Below are 16,563 nucleotides of genomic sequence, written 5' to 3'. Positions count from 1 at the left end.
GTAAACAAGAAGGATTGGTTTTTCTTTATTTTCTGGTATTGTATACTACTTAATCATAAATATAATACAATCCTCAAATATAACCAAACAAAACCCTTTTATATAATCTTATCCTTTTCCAGACTGGATATATATTATTAAACACAAGAATATAGCATCTGTTCAGATTATCTCATCACTATTACAGTAAAAGTGATGTAGTTTTTTATAAATTCGGATAGAAAATGACTTACTCTTTTATCAATCACAGAACTAATTCGTTGTATAACCTCTCGAAAGTATCATCCAAATCGTCTGAAAATCCCGAACGAGAAACAGATGTTTGTATAGAAGTGCTACGAACGGCTGTAAGCCAACGGTACCGATCCGATATTTCGTAAGATGCAATTTTCCCCCCTGCTCTTGTTCCGGAGCATATTTTATCAAACACTTCTAAATTGATAGATAATGATTCTAAGTCTAACTCAGACGAAAACAAACGTAACTTATTCTCATCTAACACATAACGAGCCTTTATATATTTAGCCCTTTTGCAGTACATAATAAGCCCAACATTGATAAACTCTTCGCGTTCTACCCTTGGCACAACACGAATAACAGCATATTCATAGAAGTGTTTCCCTGGCATGTTGTGCTTCTTTTATAAATATTTCTGAATGTACCAATCTCTCCTTCAGGAAGTTTACATATATCTGACGTATATCTGCGGGAGTTTCACCTTCCTCACCCCAATGCAACCAATCATCGGGCAACAAAGCAACAATCTCTTCTATTTTCTCCGGTACAAGAATCTCTCTAAAAGCCTTATCAACCTCCTCCAAATCTGAAGCATAAGGCAGCAATACATGATCTTTAACCTGAGTAAAAGGACTTAGTGCATACTTCTCCCAATTTACCCACGAGTGGTGAAAATAAAGCGACGCTCCATGATCGATAAGCCATAGTTCTTTGTGCCACATCAGCATATTCGTATTTTTGGTTGTGCGGTCTACATTTGTCAACAGGGCATCCATCCATACTATCTGAGAGGCTGTTTTACGATCAATCTGCACAGCTACGGGATCGAAAGTTAACGCTCCTGACAAAAAATGCAGCCCCATATTTAAACCACGGCTAGCCTGCAAGAGGTCTTGTATCTCTTCATCACCCTCAGTACGACCAAAAGCCTCATCCAGATTGATAAATACTATTTCCGGAACACGAAAGCCGAGTGCTTGGGCAATAAGACTACCAACTAATTCACTAACTAGCATTTTTGTACCATGCCCGGCCCCTCTAAATTTGACAACATATTTGAATCCATCGTCACCTTCTGCCAGTGCAGGCAAAGAGCCTCCTTCGCGTAAAGGAGATATATAGCGTGTAACATTTACTGTCCGTAATTCCATTTTCAATAACGCCCCTTCCTTTTTTATTATTTACTTAGTTCGTGTTGATAAAGATAAAAAATAGTCAGCAATTATTCCTTATTGTTGTATATTATTAATGTCTGTAGATCGCATGTCTACTAATAAAAAAAGCCCACAACATCACGTCGTAGGACTTTCTCATGCCTTAACACAAACTTTACAAAACTACATGTTATATAACCATAAGTAGTAGAATAAAGTTCAATTTATTTTGTTAATTAACTATATTTCCTTATGTATTTTTAGAACATAAACATTTTAAAACGCCTTAACAAACAAACACTTAAATAGAAACAAAACAGAAGTTTATAATCTATTTTTATATTACAACTTAAAGTTGTCTGAATTTTAGGAAGTCGTTCATCTTTCGATCAGACATTATAGGGACTGAACAGTGTTTTGTAAATAGGCGACTGAAATATTTTCTTCGATAACATACCTAATCTTTATAAAAGCATGCAGTAACTCCAGATGATTTATCTCCAACCGCGGTTTATCCTTCTGATTATATTGTTCTTTGATCTTATAATTTGATAATTGAATATATTGATCGTAGTATTTGTATACCATGCTTATATACTTATTATTCAAGTCTCTTTCATAGAGAAGATTATCTTTCGACTGGTATACAAAATCTCCAAACAAATTAATAAAGCCTATAAATTGGGTTATTGACTCATCGTAGAAATCATTCCCCCGTATATTATTTTCTATTTGTCCTACATTATAAGATTCGACATACTCAGGTATGATATTTCCAAAGCAAGCTAACCAATTCATCAAATTGTTTGGTTGTTGAATTTTATCTATATTCTTCAGTAGTGTCTCTTTTATCTTCACTAAATCAGTAACAGCAAAAATACATCCTGATTTATCAAGCATGAAGGCATGACGTCCCTCTACATCCGTATCACTATACCAAACCATATACAATGGAAAAGTATAATTCTGCGAACAATACTTGATAATCCAAATACTAAATGATGAACAGATATCATCAAATGAATCTATTTTTACTTCACGAATCATCTCAGAGTAGATAATCTAAAATCCCTAGAAAATGTAAAAGCTCTTATCTTAATCGACTAGACTTTATTATAAGCCATTTATAATAAATCTGATCACCTAAAAAAATAACAGTTTTTTATAGTATTTCACTTCTTATAATACAAATATAAGAGATCATTTCACCTTTTACAACTTTTTGAGAGAATCCTGAATATAAGGGTATCATTTTTAACGATAATCACCTTCAAAGGATTAATCGAGAATGACAATAAAAATGCCTAACCATATCTGATATGATTAAACATAATTCTTATAATATAAAAAGGAAAGGAGGAAAGTCTTTTAAAAGTGTTCTTTACACCAAAGATCTTAAACCCTTATATTAGAGATATTTAATTAGCTCTGAACTAATGATATAAAATCATTAAATTTAAGAACTACATCCGGATATTCTGTATCTTTAATATAGTGCGAAATTTTCACTTCTTTTTTATTGAAATCAAAATCCAAATCCGATAAGTTCAGTGTAATCTCTGTATCAGTTTGCCTATCAATATTTTTCACAAGTCTCTCTCTTACTTTTTGCGATTTTGCTATTCCCTCTTTAAATATTAGAAGTGTTTTAGTCATCGTCTATTATTTTTTATTTAAAATCTTCCGATGGCAAAAATAATTTTTTTAAATAAAACTAAAAAACATGATACTAATTAGTTATTAACAATATAACGCTTTTAACCAAATTGAATGCCTTCCTATACTATTTTATTTTACAATCAAAAATTACATTAGCCTATATAAATTACACACAGACTACACCTAACTACCAATCATAGCACAATATAGAATGATTAAAAACAAGTATAATTTTTCTCTTTTTTTATATCAAATCACTTGATAATATAAAAATAAAAGTTACTTTTGTTATTAATTACACGAGGTATTGAAGATTAAAACATAAGGGAAACTTTTACATAAATTTATTAAAACTGCATAACTCTCTATTTTCCTACCAAGAAAAGATTTGTTATTCACAGTAAATAAGAAAAACTATAATTCCCTCTTAAAAAAGATATACAATTTTATGTCTATAGTATAGATAAAATTGGAATAAGTCAAAAAGCTAAATGTTTTTTGGAGTAGGAATATACACGAAAGTAATTTATGTATATGCAGACGCCTGACATTAACACAGACAATTTAGCAAACTGCAGGCGCAGCCTCCTTGAGTATTCAAGGAGGCTTATTTAAAGCTCATTTCATTTAGTTACTACATCATAGTTGATATATACTTTTTTACTGTAATTTTGTCTTACAAAAAGGTCATACTAAAATCTACAGGCTATATATTATAAGATGAGAAATATAAAACCTCAAAGTATAGGGATTGTCATATCAACTTACAATAATCCCGAATGGTTAGAAAAAACCTTATGGGGATATACTCTACAGACTCACAATACATTCGAATTAATCCTTGCAGATGATGGCTCGGGTGAAGACACCAGAGAATTAATAGATAAATTCAGGAATAAATATTTCCCGAACATAAAGCACATCTGGCACACAGATGAAGGTTTCAGAAAGTGCAAAATACTAAACGATGCCATAGTAGCTTCAGAATCAGAATACCTTATATTTACAGACCACGACTGTATCCCTCGAAAGGATTTTATTGAGACTCATTTAAGATATGCCGAAAAAGGATATTTCTTATCTGGCGGATATCCCAAATTACCGATGGAGACCAGCAAAGCTATTAATTATGAAGATATCATCTCCGAAAATGCATTCGATATTAAATGGCTAAGACAACACGGCTTGAAGAGTTCTTTCAAGAATACTAAACTCTTAAAGTCAAAAACCTTTGCTTCATTTATGAATTTCATCACACCCGCAAAAGCCTCATGGAATGGCTGCAACTCATCAGGATGGAAAGAAGACATGCTGGCTATCAATGGTTTTAACGAGTCTATGCAATATGGTGGATTGGACAGGGAGTTTGGGGAACGACTGGTTAACATGGGAATACGTTCTAAACAAATCAGATATTCAGCCATTTGCGTACACCTGGATCATTCTCGCCCATACAAAAACAAGGAACTAATAGAGAGAAATAAAGAAATACGCCGTAACGTAAAGGCAAATAAAATAATAAAAACACCGAACGGAATAGAAAAGCTTTGATCCTTAAAGCAAAGTATATCTTATTTATAGGCAACCACCTGTTTTAGAACATCGGCAATACTATTATCTGAACCAAAGATAAAGAGATAGCGATAGCTACCATTGTATTTAGGAGGAGCCTGAGTCAAATCCTTATTCAATCCGAAGCGATAAAAATATTCGGCAAACAAAACATTGTCGGAGATTTTAGAAAAGTATAAGTTTGGTGTTTCCTCAGCAGAACCAAAGAGCTTAACCAATTCGCGAGAATATTCTTTTGTAAATCTATTTGTATTATCAATGCTATCAATACGAGTTATGCAGTCTAACGAAGACTCGCCATTCTTCTGGAAATATTTCCAAAATGGGCTTCTTTCCATAAACATAAGTGTATCCGAAACTATATAGTCACGCTCTGAAGTCTTAGAGTCTGACAGCAAATAATCATAAGCAATCTTATATCTTTCACCATTATCACCTAAAACATTCTGAGCCATTAAATTTACACTCGAACAAAATATAAATAAAAGTATAGCAAATCTCATTTTTCAATAAAAATTATCACAAATAAAACACATTAATCGATTCTTTAGATATCAAATAAGTATAAAAAGCATCAAATTAACACATAACAGAAAGACAAATTTATAAAAATTATTTATAAATCCTAGCCATTTCTATTCTACAATCATATTTTCTTTACGCTCACTCCAGCTATCCACCCCATCAATATACTGCAAAATGCAATATGATGTACATTATACATCACTTCTATAAAGGATCGCTATTTTCTATAGAGACTAAAACCAAACAATAAAAAATGACGACTATTACACTATTTTACTCTTGTTACTTTCAGGTCACCCTCTATTATGAGATAAATAGAATGAAATATGATACAAAAAAAGAGCTGCCTTATTCCGGGCAGCTCTTTCATATAATTATAGTTTGATTTTAAACTAAATTATTCAGCTAGCAAAATATGTAAAATCTGTACAGCCGCTTTGGTTACTGATGTACCAGGACCAAAAATAGCAGCCACACCCGATTTATACAAGAAGTCATAGTCTTGAGCAGGGATTACACCTCCTGCAATAACGATGATATCTTCTCTACCAAGTTTCTTAAGCTCGTCTATAACCTGAGGCACAAGAGTTTTGTGACCGGCAGCAAGAGACGAAACACCAAGTACATTTACGTCGTTTTCTACAGCCTGACGGGCAGCTTCTTCCGGAGTTTGGAACAATGGTCCCATATCTACGTCGAATCCGCAGTCTGCATAACCTGTAGCTACAACTTTTGCACCACGGTCGTGTCCATCCTGACCCATCTTGGCAATCATGATACGTGGTTGACGACCTTCTTTCTTTGCAAACTCTTCCACAAGTGCCTTCGCTTCATGGAATGTTGGGTCTTTTTTACTTTCTGATGAATACACGCCTGATATAGTTCTGATTACTGCTTTATAACGTCCAACAATCTCTTCGCAAGCATCGGAGATTTCTCCTAAAGTAGCACGCAAGCGCGCAGCTTCAACTGCAAGCTCCAACAGGTTACCTTTCTTCGTTGTCACACATTCTGTGATAGCAGCTAACGCTTTCTTCACAGCTTCGTTGTCACGTTTAGACTTCAAGTCGTTCAAACGTTCGATCTGTTGACGACGCACTTCGGTATTGTCAACATCAAGAATATCGATAGGATCTTCTTTTTCGAGGCGATACTTGTTGATACCAATAATTGCTTGCTGACCAGAGTCGATTCTAGCCTGAGTACGAGCAGCAGCTTCTTCGATACGCATCTTAGGAAGACCTGTTTCGATAGCCTTAGCCATACCACCCAGTTTTTGAACTTCCTGAATCAAATCCCAAGCCTTATGCACAAGTTCGTTTGTTAGTGTTTCCACATAATAAGAACCAGCCCAAGGGTCGATCTCTTTACATATTTGAGTTTCTTCCTGAATGTATATCTGAGTATTACGTGCAATACGAGCAGAGAAGTCGGTAGGCAATGCGATAGCCTCATCCAATGCATTTGTGTGCAAAGACTGAGTGTGTCCCAAAGCAGAAGCCATAGCTTCGATACAAGTACGTCCAACGTTGTTGAAAGGGTCTTGCTCTGTCAACGACCATCCTGATGTCTGAGAGTGAGTACGCAATGCGAGAGACTTCGGATTTTTAGCACCAAAGCTCTTCACAATCTTAGCCCACAAAAGACGTCCGGCACGCATTTTGGCAATCTCCATAAAGTGGTTCATACCAATAGCCCAGAAGAATGACAAGCGAGGGGCAAACGCATCTACGTCGATACCTGCATCGATACCTGCTTTAAGGTATTCCATACCATCGGCAAGCGTATATGCTAACTCGATATCGGCAGTAGCTCCCGCTTCCTGCATGTGATAGCCCGAGATAGATATAGAGTTGAACTTAGGCATCTTCTGAGATGTATATTCGAAGATGTCAGCGATAATTTTCATTGAGAATTCCGGTGGATAGATATATGTATTACGCACCATAAATTCTTTAAGGATATCATTTTGTATAGTACCCGCCATTTCTTCCAGCTTAGCACCTTGCTCCAATCCTGCATTGATATAGAATGCAAGAACAGGAAGTACCGCACCGTTCATTGTCATAGATACCGACATCTGATTCAATGGAATACCTTCAAACAAAACTTTCATATCTTCTACCGAGCAAATAGACACCCCGGCTTTACCAACGTCACCTACTACACGAGGATGGTCGGCATCGTATCCACGGTGTGTGGCAAGGTCAAACGCAACAGAAAGACCTTTTTGACCCGAAGCCAAGTTACGGCGATAGAATGCATTCGACTCAGCAGCAGTAGAGAACCCTGCATACTGACGGATTGTCCAAGGACGCATAGCGTACATACCCGAGTATGGTCCACGCAAGAATGGAGGAATACCTGAAGCATAGTTAAGATGCTCCATCCCTTCCAAATCTTCTTTTGTATAAACAGACTTAACAGGAATGAGTTCGGGTGTCATCCAGTCAGCTTCTATACCATTATCAGCAGCCCATTTTGTAGCGTCTGTAGCAACAAAACCCGAACTGTTGATATCAATGTTTTTGAAATTAGGTTTCATATTTATTTTTTATTTGATTATTTACGATATAGGAAATAAAATGAAAACAGCCACATCCCAAATAGCATGGGATATAAGTACTGTCAGCAAGTTTCTGTTTTTCATATATATGAATCCCCAAAAAGCCCCACATATAAAGGCAGCCATAAAAAGCATAAAATTGAACGCCCATATATGCACAAAGGCATAGATAAGTGTTGTTATAATATATGCTTTCATACTTCCGAGTTTGCTTTCGCTCAATGAACGTTGAACATATCCACGCCAAAAGATTTCTTCGGCAGGACCTATCCAAAACAATAGAGCCAATGCAAGAAACAATTTGCTTTGCCCGTCTTTCATGGCATACACATCGCTTACTTGCGGATGAGCAAAATCGAAAAGCATTCCGGAGATTGCATTACCTAAATAGAAAACGCCCCATAATACGATTGCAGAGCCAACACCCAAAGCAACATCTTTTATATTGAATGAGAACTCGGCTTTCCAGTCTTTTCTAAAAAGAAAGCTCAAAGCTGTAAGTGTTCCTGCGGCGGCAAGCATAACATACCAGAAATTGATATGCGGACTTGTCCATTGCGAAAACATTACAAACCAAAAGACTATTGCTACTAAGATTGCACCTGCAAGTTTTTTCATATCAGGATAGCTAAAATTAGGGCTAACGACAATGATGCACTAAACATCAATTGTAGTTGAGCAGTTCCTTTGTCCAATTCATTAATAGGAGTAACATCATCTTCTGTTATCTGCGACATGGCCTTACAGTTCTTATATGCTACCGGTACTGTTATCAGAGTGATAAGAGCCGTTATCGGCAAAATATTAAGAACCACCATTACGATAATAGACAAATAAGCCAATATCGTCAACAGATAATAATGTATTACAGAAGCCTTCATCCCGATCAGCATTGCGTATGTTTTGATTTCCGCATAACGGTCGCTTCTGATGTCACGTGTATTATTTGCATGCAACACGTTGACAGTAATAAACGCCATAGGGAAAGAAACAAAAAGCAACAACCAGTCGAAGTGCCCAAGCATTACATATCCTGTACCCAGCATAATAGAGGCTCCATAAACCAGAAAGATAAGAAGGTCTCCCAATGCTTTGAACTTGAAACGATAATAAAATACAGCGCCTATAGTACCAAATAAACCAACCCACACCAAGTCTATACCTGCTTGCGAAACCAAAAATAAACCAAGAGTTATCCCCAAAGCAATAAATGCCCATCCGTAAATAAACACCTGTTTAGGAGTAAACAGCTTGCTGGTAAGAATATCTGTTCCTACCTTGCCTTCTCTGTCTACACCATATTTATAGTCGTAATAATCACTGATCAGGTTACCACCTGCCTGAAAAACAACTGCGCCAATGATTGCAATTACACCCAATATCCAGTTAGCAGAGCTTTCGGGGTACACGTGTATTGTATACATCATTGCAATAAGAGCAGGAAGAGATGATACCGGAAACGACCATGGTCGCGTAGCAATCATCCAGTTTTTTAGTGTTGGTTTTTTTGTTTCCATTTTTATCCGAATTATAAAATATTATTCGATGCCCAGTTTTGCATTGAACATTTTCAGAGTCTCAAGGACATTGCTCTTCACATTAATGAAGTGCTCTATACCTTGTGCTTTCAAATCTTCCATGCATGCAGGAGCTCCGGCAACAACAAAATGTTCTTTGCCTTCGATCAACTTATGAGCTTCAGGAGCGTATGTTGCGTACTCATCGTCACTAGAACAAAGTACAATAACATCTGCTTTTTTCTCACGAGCAGCTTTGATTCCTGCTTCAACTGTTTCGAAACCTAAATTGTCGATAATCTTGTATCCGGCACAAGCAAAGAAGTTACTTGAGAACTGTGCACGTGCAAGACGCATACCCAGATTACCAATTGTTAGCATAAATACTGTAGGAGCACCATGTTTCTCTGTAGCCAGGCGAAGTATTTCGAATGCTGTACCTAAGCGGCTGGTAGGTAACGGCATATATTCTCCTTTTTCGGAAGAACATCCGCAATTACAACCTTCTTTTACAATTTTGCTTTCAGCTTTCTCTGTAAAGTTAGGATATTGGTTAGTACCCAATAATACTTCACGGCGAGTAGCCAATGCTTTGAAACGGGTATCAGCTGAAGTTTTAACGGCAGTTTGTACTGTTGCCGCTTTCAATGCTTCATAAAATCCTTTTTCGTCTACTTCGAGGAACAATTTCCAAGCTTGTTCAGCTATAGATTTAGTAAGGTTCTCGATATAATATGAACCCGCCGAAGGGTCAGTTATCTTATCGAAATGACATTCTTCTTTCAACAATAGTTGTTGGTTACGTGCAATACGTTCAGAGAAGTCATCCGGAGTTTTATATGTTTCGTCGAAAGGACGTACTGTCAACGAATTAATTCCGGCAATAGTAGCCGACATTGATTCTGTTTGTGTACGAAGCAAGTTCACGTGGGCATCGTAAACAGTCTTGTTGAAAGTAGATGTTTGTGCATGAACATATATTTTTGCAGCACAATGACAAATTCCTTCAGGAGATTTGTTTGGACATTCGTTAGCACAGATAGGTTTGTAAGCTTCTACTATTTCTGCCCATAACCAGCGTGCAGCACGGAACTTAGCGATTTCCATAAAATAGTTACCGCCAATACCAAAGTTAAATTTGATCTTCTTAGCAACCAATGTAGGGTCTAGTCCTGCTTCAACAAGAGCAGACATCAACTGATTACCATTAGCCAGCGCATATCCAAGTTCCTGATAGATATAAGCACCACCGTCACTCAATGCATAGGCATTAACAGCCAACACTCTGAAACGAGGTAGCGGAGCCGCAGCTTTAACGATCTCTGCTGCTTTCTCTACCCATCCGTCTGCATTACGTCCCTTTTTCAATAGAGGTTTGAAAGGATCGTAGTTTACAGAACCAAAGCACTTCATCACATCTGCACCCGATTCTTTGATGTATTCAACTAAGATCTTAGTTAATTCCAAAGATTTGCGATGACATGTACTAAAGTTAAGCTCTACAGCTTCAGGGTGAATGTCTTTCAACAATGTCTTGATGTTGTCGGCGTTTACATCATCTCCTTCGATATGAAATCCTAGAGATGTGATACCTTTGTAAAGTACGTCAAGAGCTTTTGCGTTTGCTGCCTTGAAATCGCGGACGTCAATATCCTGACGAGTATACCAGTCGTTATCTTTCTTGGTACCACGCACGTAAGGAAATTCACCCGGAAGTGACACAGCCGTATTAAGGCCTTCAAGGTCCTCACTTCTGTAAAAAGGGTTTACATTGAACCCTTCGTTTGTTTTCCAAACAAGTTTTTTCTCAAAATCAGCCCCTTTCAGGTCTGCTACGATTTTTGCCATCCACTCTTCAGTAGATATCGGCGGAAAATTTGAGAAAAGCTTTTCTTTCTGATTAGCCATGATTAATAAAATTGTTTAATATATAGGTTATATTTTATTGATTCTTAAAAGATTATAAATGGCCTATCTATATTTACATAAATGTTATTTATAGGTGCTTAAATTCAAACAGTTATCCTTATTAAAAATGCACCACAAAAGTAATCCTTTTTGTTTGGTTGGTAAAGTTTTCGAGCCTAAAAAAACTTAGGATTGACTGTTTATATGTTAATAATGAAAAGGACTTTAGCATTTTTATACCATTCACTTCTTCCATCGGGCAAGTCGTTTAAGGGAGAATTGAAATACCAATGCTACATTTTAAGGCTTCTAAAAAGCATCAGAAATTTGGCTGCTATATCACCCCTAAACAGTTTGATATAACAAAGAAGAAGGATAGAACCCGAGTTCTATCCTTCAGTATATTAAGACATAAGAAAGTCTTTATTTTACATCTGCATTCATCAGAATATTGGGTTTAGCTACAAATTCTCTGAAATCATCTGCAGACGAATGACCTTTGAATGGTGCATAAAAATGTTCCGGCTTATCGCTCTCCCATGCATTGCGCCAGAATAATACCCATGCTATTTTATATTGGTTTATAACAGGATATACAGCTTGTGTAAAATACATAGAATCCGGTATAGATTCCATTCCCGTTTCTCCGATAGTCGGTATTTTACCAGACTTAGCTGCATAGCCGGTTACAATCTTAAGGTTGAGATCCATCGCTTCTTTGTATTTTGCTACAGCTTCACTGTCTTTACCCGGCACATAGCAGTCATAACCCACTATATCAACATATTCATCATCGGGATAACGCTCTAGATACTCGGCTTCATTTTTTGTTTCTGATGGAGAATAGGCATAAAGAAGATTGTGTACGTTTTTCTTATCACGCAGATACTCTACGGTCATAATCCACAATTGTTTATACTCCTCGGGCGTACACTGCTTACTGCCCCACCAGAACCATGCTCCTGTATGTTCATGGTACATACGGAACACAACGGGAATCAGGTTGCCTTTATCATCTTTGAGGTCGAGAAAGAAATCNNAACACGATCGAGCCATGTGAGATACTTTGCATGATTAGAGCCATTAGGCAGTATCGTTCTTACAACCGAATCCTGCGCACAGTCCCAAGCGGTATTTCCTGTTACGATATTGTCTCCATGCCAACTGGCTGTTGTTATACCGCCTCTATCGTAGGTTTCTTTGATATAGTGCTTCATATCGGAAAAGTAGACAGAATCAAGATTAAATTGAGCCCCGATTTCGACATGTCCTAACTCCCATCCTACCACTGCAGGATAATCGCCCGTCACATCTTTCACATCCGACCTCCCGGCTTCTTTATACCAGCCATGACCATACGCTAAAGCATCTTGATGACCAACCATTATACCCTTATCCAACGACTTGAACAATCGGTTGTATAACTCAACGGTTTCTTTGGTGGCATTTTTGTCAATGGGTGATTTCATATCTGCTATCGATTCTTTTTGCTTACACGATACGAGTACCATAGCTACAGACATTAGTAATACAAATGTTTTCTTCATTATATATTCATTTTTCAGTTTGTTAAAAAGTAACAACCAACGGTNNCAACGGTCACAGGAGCAAAGTGTATGTAAAAGTAACAGGTTCAAGTTATTTTATTCGTGTCACTTTTTTGTCCGACATATAGCATTTCTGGTTCTAATCATTAAATGGATAATTAACTGTTTCAATTATATATATCAGCCAGATCACTCTCCATCAATATGATTTCAGACTGAGTGAACTCCTTAAAATCGTCAGCGGCAGGATGCCCTACAGTAGGTGCATAATAATGATGCGCCATATCACTGGCATTGCGCCATACAAGCACATAGCAAACCTTTACTTTTTGTAGAATAGACAGTAATGTTACCGTAAACCAATCCGATTGAGGTATCCCCTCCAATCCTGTCTCGGTGAAGGCTGCGAGTTTACCTTTGCTTTCGGCTATATCCGATACTATTTTGAGCTTCTTTGCTGCAAGCTGAGGGTTGTTCCCTCCATCGGGGCGAAAGTCCCAATAGTTGTCCATACCGAGCATATCCACATATTCATCACCCGGATAGTATTCTAAGAATTGCGCTTGTGTTGTAAACTTGCAATCGGGCGAGAATGCATATATGAAGTTATGCACTCCTAGATCGTTTCGCAAATAGTCGATCGTAAACCGCCATAAAGCAATGAATTCATCTTTGGTACAATGTCCCTTTCCCCACCAAAACCAATCGCCATCATATTCATGAAACGGACGAAATATAACAGGGATAAGCACTCCCTCTTTATCTTTAAATGCTGAAGCAACATCAGCAATAGATTGTAAGTATTTTTTATATTTATCGTGTAATCTCCCTCCGGGAAGAATGTCCGGAACAACTTTTATGGGATCTTTCTCCCAATAAAAACTTCCATCGTTAGCGGGATTACTAGCATGCCAAGCAAAGGTGGAAACACCTCCCCTGTTGTAAGTATCAATAACGGAAGTAATGAGCTCATGTTTAGCCTTCTCAAACCGCTCTGAATCGGAGGTAGTCACATTGGCAAAATCGAGGCCTATAACCGCCGGATGGCTGCCCGTAACATCTTTTACATCACTCCTATTTTTATCTCCAACCCAAGTACGTCCATAGCTGGTAGCTTCCTGATGCCCGAAAAGAACCTTACCACTCTTCTGTATATCTTTCAAGTGCTGATATAAGTTTTTTGTTCGCTCTGTAGCTTGCCTGTCAACCAATGTATCCGAAGCTTTCACAGGAACAATAATAAAAACGAATAGGAAAAAGAAGATACACCTCATCATCACGGTAAAGGTTAATAATCAACAGTCTCCCGGACTGGCCGGAAAACTGTTGAAATAATAATACTTAATTTAATTCCATACTCTATACTCTGGGTAAGTATGGAATCTCTCACCTAAAAAAACCAACCTATATTGAAAAACAATCATTTTATAGTAAACAATACCTTGCCTTTTATATCATTAGAGGAAGAACCTACCTGAAATTCAAAATCTCCGGGCTCTACCACACGTTTATTTTCGAGATTAATAAAAGAAAGATCGTTTTGCTTCAACTTAAATGTTACAGTCTTTGTTTCACCTGCTTTTAATGCTACCTTCTCAAAACGGCGCAATCTTTTCACGTCGGGAACCAGTGATGCAACCAAGTCGCTTGTATAAAGTTGTACAACCTCTTTACCATCACGGTTACCTGTATTTTTCACATCTACAGATACAGTTACTTCTTCGTTCGAATTAAGAGGTAATTGAGACTTATCTAACTTTATATTTGAATATGCGAAAGTTGTGTAACTCAAGCCATACCCGAACGGATATTCGAAGTTATAGTCTCCTTCGTAATTGTATGCAGCATCGGTATTTACTTGCTCATCAGAATATTTATGGAAATACGGCACTAATGAATTCGGATATGCCGGATATGTATAAGGCAGTTTACCTGAAGGGTTTACATCTCCCGCCAAAATATCGGCCAATGCATCGGCTCCGTAAATTCCCGGTAAATATGTCTGTACTATACCATCTACTTTGGATGAGAACTTAGAGATCAAACGAGGTCGTCCTTCGCTCAATACCAAGATCACTTTCTTGCCAAGTTTCAGCATTTCCTGAGCCAGCTCTGTTTGCAAGTCATTCAGGTATAAATCGTTCAAATCTCCCGGTTTCTCGCAATATGAATTTTCACCCAAACACAATATAATATAGTCTACATTCTTAGCGGCAGCAATAGCCTCATCGAAACGGTCTTTATGCTCTGTATCCCATTTGGTTTCTTTTGTGTAGCTCACACCCGGAACATAAGAAACATTTGCTTTGCCGAATTTTTGTTGTACCGCATCAAGAATATTATGATACAAGTCTCCAAACTCGTCTATTTTTTCACCTTGCCAAGAGAATGTCCATCCTCCGTTCAATGCACGTTTGCTAACAGCATTAGGACCTGTCACCAGAATCTTCGCACCTTTACTCAATGGCAATACATTGTTGTTGTTTTTCAGCAACGTGATACCATCTGCTGCGGCATTGTAAGAAGCTTCTTGGAATGCCTTAGAGTTAAACTCCGGATAATCTTTCGCATAGGTATTCGGTGTTTCAAACAATCCAAGCTTTATTTTCACAGTCAATACTCTTGTTGCAGCGTCATCGATGCGTGACATCGGTACTTGACCTTCATTGACAAGCTCTGTCAACAAATCGCAGAATTCTTTATAGTTATAAGGAATCATCGACATGTCGATTCCTGCGTTAATACCTGCTTTGATTGCTTCTTTGATAGAAGGAACCATTTTGTCACGGTTATACAACTTATTTATATCTTCCCAGTCTGTAACAATCATACCCTGAAAGCCTAAATCCTGACGCAGCAATTTAGTCATCAGCTCATAGCTGGCATGTACAGGTACATTGTTTATAATACCCGAGTTGATCATTATGGTATGTGCACCGGCATCGATAGCCGCCTTAAAAGCAGGAACATGATATTCGAGTAATACATTCTCGGGAATATAAGCAGGAGTACGGTCTTTTCCACTAATTGGAGCCGAATAGCCTATAAAGTGTTTGATACATGAAGCCACCTTTGTTGGGTTTGCGATATTATTATCATCACCTTCATATCCTTTCACCAATTCGTATCCGAAAACCGAACCGATATAAGGGTCTTCTCCAAATCCTTCATACTGACGAGGGAAACGTGGATCGATTCCTAAGTCGAGTACAGGAGAAAAGTTCCAAGGCACATTGCTGGCACGTGTTTCGTAAGCGGTAATTTCACCCATCTTACGGGCATGCGCCGGATTCCATGTAGCAGCAATAGCTATTTCCTGAGGGAACATGGTAGAACCTGCCGTATAAGTAGCTCCGTGTATCTGGTCGAGACCATATATAACAGGAATTTTCATACGGGTTTCCTTCGTTGCTACTTCCTGAATCTGTTCTACAGCTTTAGTCCACCACTGAGGCGTACGCGCACGTGTACCTGGAGCGTTAAGAATAGATCCTACATGGTATTTAACAACAGCTTCGCGCACTTTGTCTGCATCTATCTCCAATGTGCTGGTAGGAGGAGTGTCCTGACCTTTACAAACCAGATCAACTGTTATCTGAGACATCTGCCCTATTTTCTCTGCCAATGTCATTTTCGACACCATCTCGGCTGCTCTTCTCTCTGCATCACCCTTTTGCGCATACATGCCGCAGGCGATACCCAATACAACTACTAATACTGCTAATTTTCTCATATAAAATATTTAAGTTCTACAAATAAACTATTCGTATACATTGTCATCCTGAACTTGACAGTAAACAATTTCTACTCTAGCGGTAAGGTATTTTCTGTTCTCAATAAGACAATATATGTCAAATATACCTCAAAAAACACGATCT

14 protein-coding genes are annotated in these 16,563 nt (G+C 37.7%); 1 reads left to right on the top strand and 13 read right to left on the bottom strand.

Annotation, left to right across the window (positions count from 1 at the left end; all coding sequences use genetic code 11):
- Positions 1-244: 244 nt before the first annotated feature.
- From B3P17_RS08875 to B3P17_RS08860, 4 genes are all read right to left on the bottom strand, one after another.
- Positions 245-628 (bottom strand): DUF3037 domain-containing protein, encoded by a 384-nt coding sequence (locus tag B3P17_RS08875; RefSeq protein WP_252636870.1) that lies wholly within the window; start codon positions 626-628, stop codon positions 245-247.
- Entirely contained in the window at positions 606-1,388 is a 783-nt protein-coding gene (locus B3P17_RS08870; RefSeq protein ID WP_252636871.1) for a HipA family kinase, read from the bottom strand. The genes B3P17_RS08875 and B3P17_RS08870 overlap by 23 nt, the downstream gene beginning before the upstream one ends.
- A 399-nt stretch (positions 1,389-1,787) precedes the next feature.
- Positions 1,788-2,438: a hypothetical protein gene (locus B3P17_RS08865; RefSeq protein WP_252636874.1), complete on the bottom strand. Its 651-nt coding sequence runs from the start codon at positions 2,436-2,438 to the stop codon at positions 1,788-1,790.
- Positions 2,439-2,813: 375 nt separating this feature from the next.
- Complete coding sequence (locus tag B3P17_RS08860) at positions 2,814-3,047, bottom strand: hypothetical protein (RefSeq protein WP_252636875.1); 234 nt, start codon at positions 3,045-3,047, stop codon at positions 2,814-2,816.
- A 723-nt stretch (positions 3,048-3,770) separates the two neighbouring features.
- On the opposite strand from B3P17_RS08860, the gene B3P17_RS08855 reads away from it, so the two are divergent.
- The gene (locus tag B3P17_RS08855; RefSeq protein WP_252636877.1) at positions 3,771-4,601 is read left to right on the top strand and encodes a glycosyltransferase family 2 protein; all 831 of its coding nucleotides are present in this window, start codon (positions 3,771-3,773) and stop codon (positions 4,599-4,601) included.
- 20 nt (positions 4,602-4,621) lie between these two features.
- Here the strand turns inward: B3P17_RS08855 and B3P17_RS08850 are convergent, their stop codons facing one another.
- From B3P17_RS08850 to B3P17_RS08810, 9 genes are all read right to left on the bottom strand, one after another.
- Complete coding sequence (locus B3P17_RS08850) at positions 4,622-5,077, bottom strand: hypothetical protein (RefSeq protein WP_291105145.1); 456 nt, start codon at positions 5,075-5,077, stop codon at positions 4,622-4,624.
- A 467-nt stretch (positions 5,078-5,544) separates the two neighbouring features.
- On the bottom strand, positions 5,545-7,692 hold the full coding sequence (gene scpA / locus B3P17_RS08845) for a methylmalonyl-CoA mutase (RefSeq protein WP_252636881.1): 2,148 nt from the start codon (positions 7,690-7,692) through the stop codon (positions 5,545-5,547).
- A gap of 21 nt (positions 7,693-7,713) precedes the next feature.
- The gene (locus B3P17_RS08840) at positions 7,714-8,331 is read right to left on the bottom strand and encodes a CPBP family intramembrane glutamic endopeptidase (protein WP_006843133.1); all 618 of its coding nucleotides are present in this window, start codon (positions 8,329-8,331) and stop codon (positions 7,714-7,716) included.
- Positions 8,328-9,230: a prenyltransferase gene (locus B3P17_RS08835; RefSeq protein ID WP_252636883.1), complete on the bottom strand. Its 903-nt coding sequence runs from the start codon at positions 9,228-9,230 to the stop codon at positions 8,328-8,330. The genes B3P17_RS08840 and B3P17_RS08835 overlap by 4 nt, the downstream gene beginning before the upstream one ends.
- 21 nt (positions 9,231-9,251) lie before the next feature.
- Positions 9,252-11,138 carry a methylmalonyl-CoA mutase small subunit gene (gene mutA / locus B3P17_RS08830; RefSeq protein ID WP_252636884.1) on the bottom strand — a complete coding sequence of 629 codons (1,887 nt, stop codon included), beginning with the start codon at positions 11,136-11,138 and terminating at the stop codon, positions 9,252-9,254.
- A 423-nt stretch (positions 11,139-11,561) separates the two neighbouring features.
- Entirely contained in the window at positions 11,562-12,119 is a 558-nt protein-coding gene (locus B3P17_RS08825) for a glycoside hydrolase family 26 protein (protein ID WP_422653391.1), read from the bottom strand.
- A gap of 17 nt (positions 12,120-12,136) precedes the next feature.
- A complete protein-coding gene (locus B3P17_RS08820; protein ID WP_422653390.1) occupies positions 12,137-12,607 on the bottom strand; it encodes a glycosyl hydrolase in 471 nt (156 codons plus the stop codon).
- A gap of 245 nt (positions 12,608-12,852) precedes the next feature.
- Complete coding sequence (locus B3P17_RS08815) at positions 12,853-13,962, bottom strand: glycoside hydrolase family 26 protein (protein WP_252636888.1); 1,110 nt, start codon at positions 13,960-13,962, stop codon at positions 12,853-12,855.
- A 143-nt stretch (positions 13,963-14,105) separates the two neighbouring features.
- The gene (locus B3P17_RS08810; protein WP_252636889.1) at positions 14,106-16,418 is read right to left on the bottom strand and encodes a glycoside hydrolase family 3 N-terminal domain-containing protein; all 2,313 of its coding nucleotides are present in this window, start codon (positions 16,416-16,418) and stop codon (positions 14,106-14,108) included.
- Positions 16,419-16,563: the final 145 nt, after the last annotated feature.

This window comes from Dysgonomonas sp. UBA7630 (assembly GCF_002483985.1).
Lineage (GTDB): Bacteria > Bacteroidota > Bacteroidia > Bacteroidales > Dysgonomonadaceae > Dysgonomonas.
This window is presented reverse-complemented; position numbering and strand designations above follow the sequence as displayed.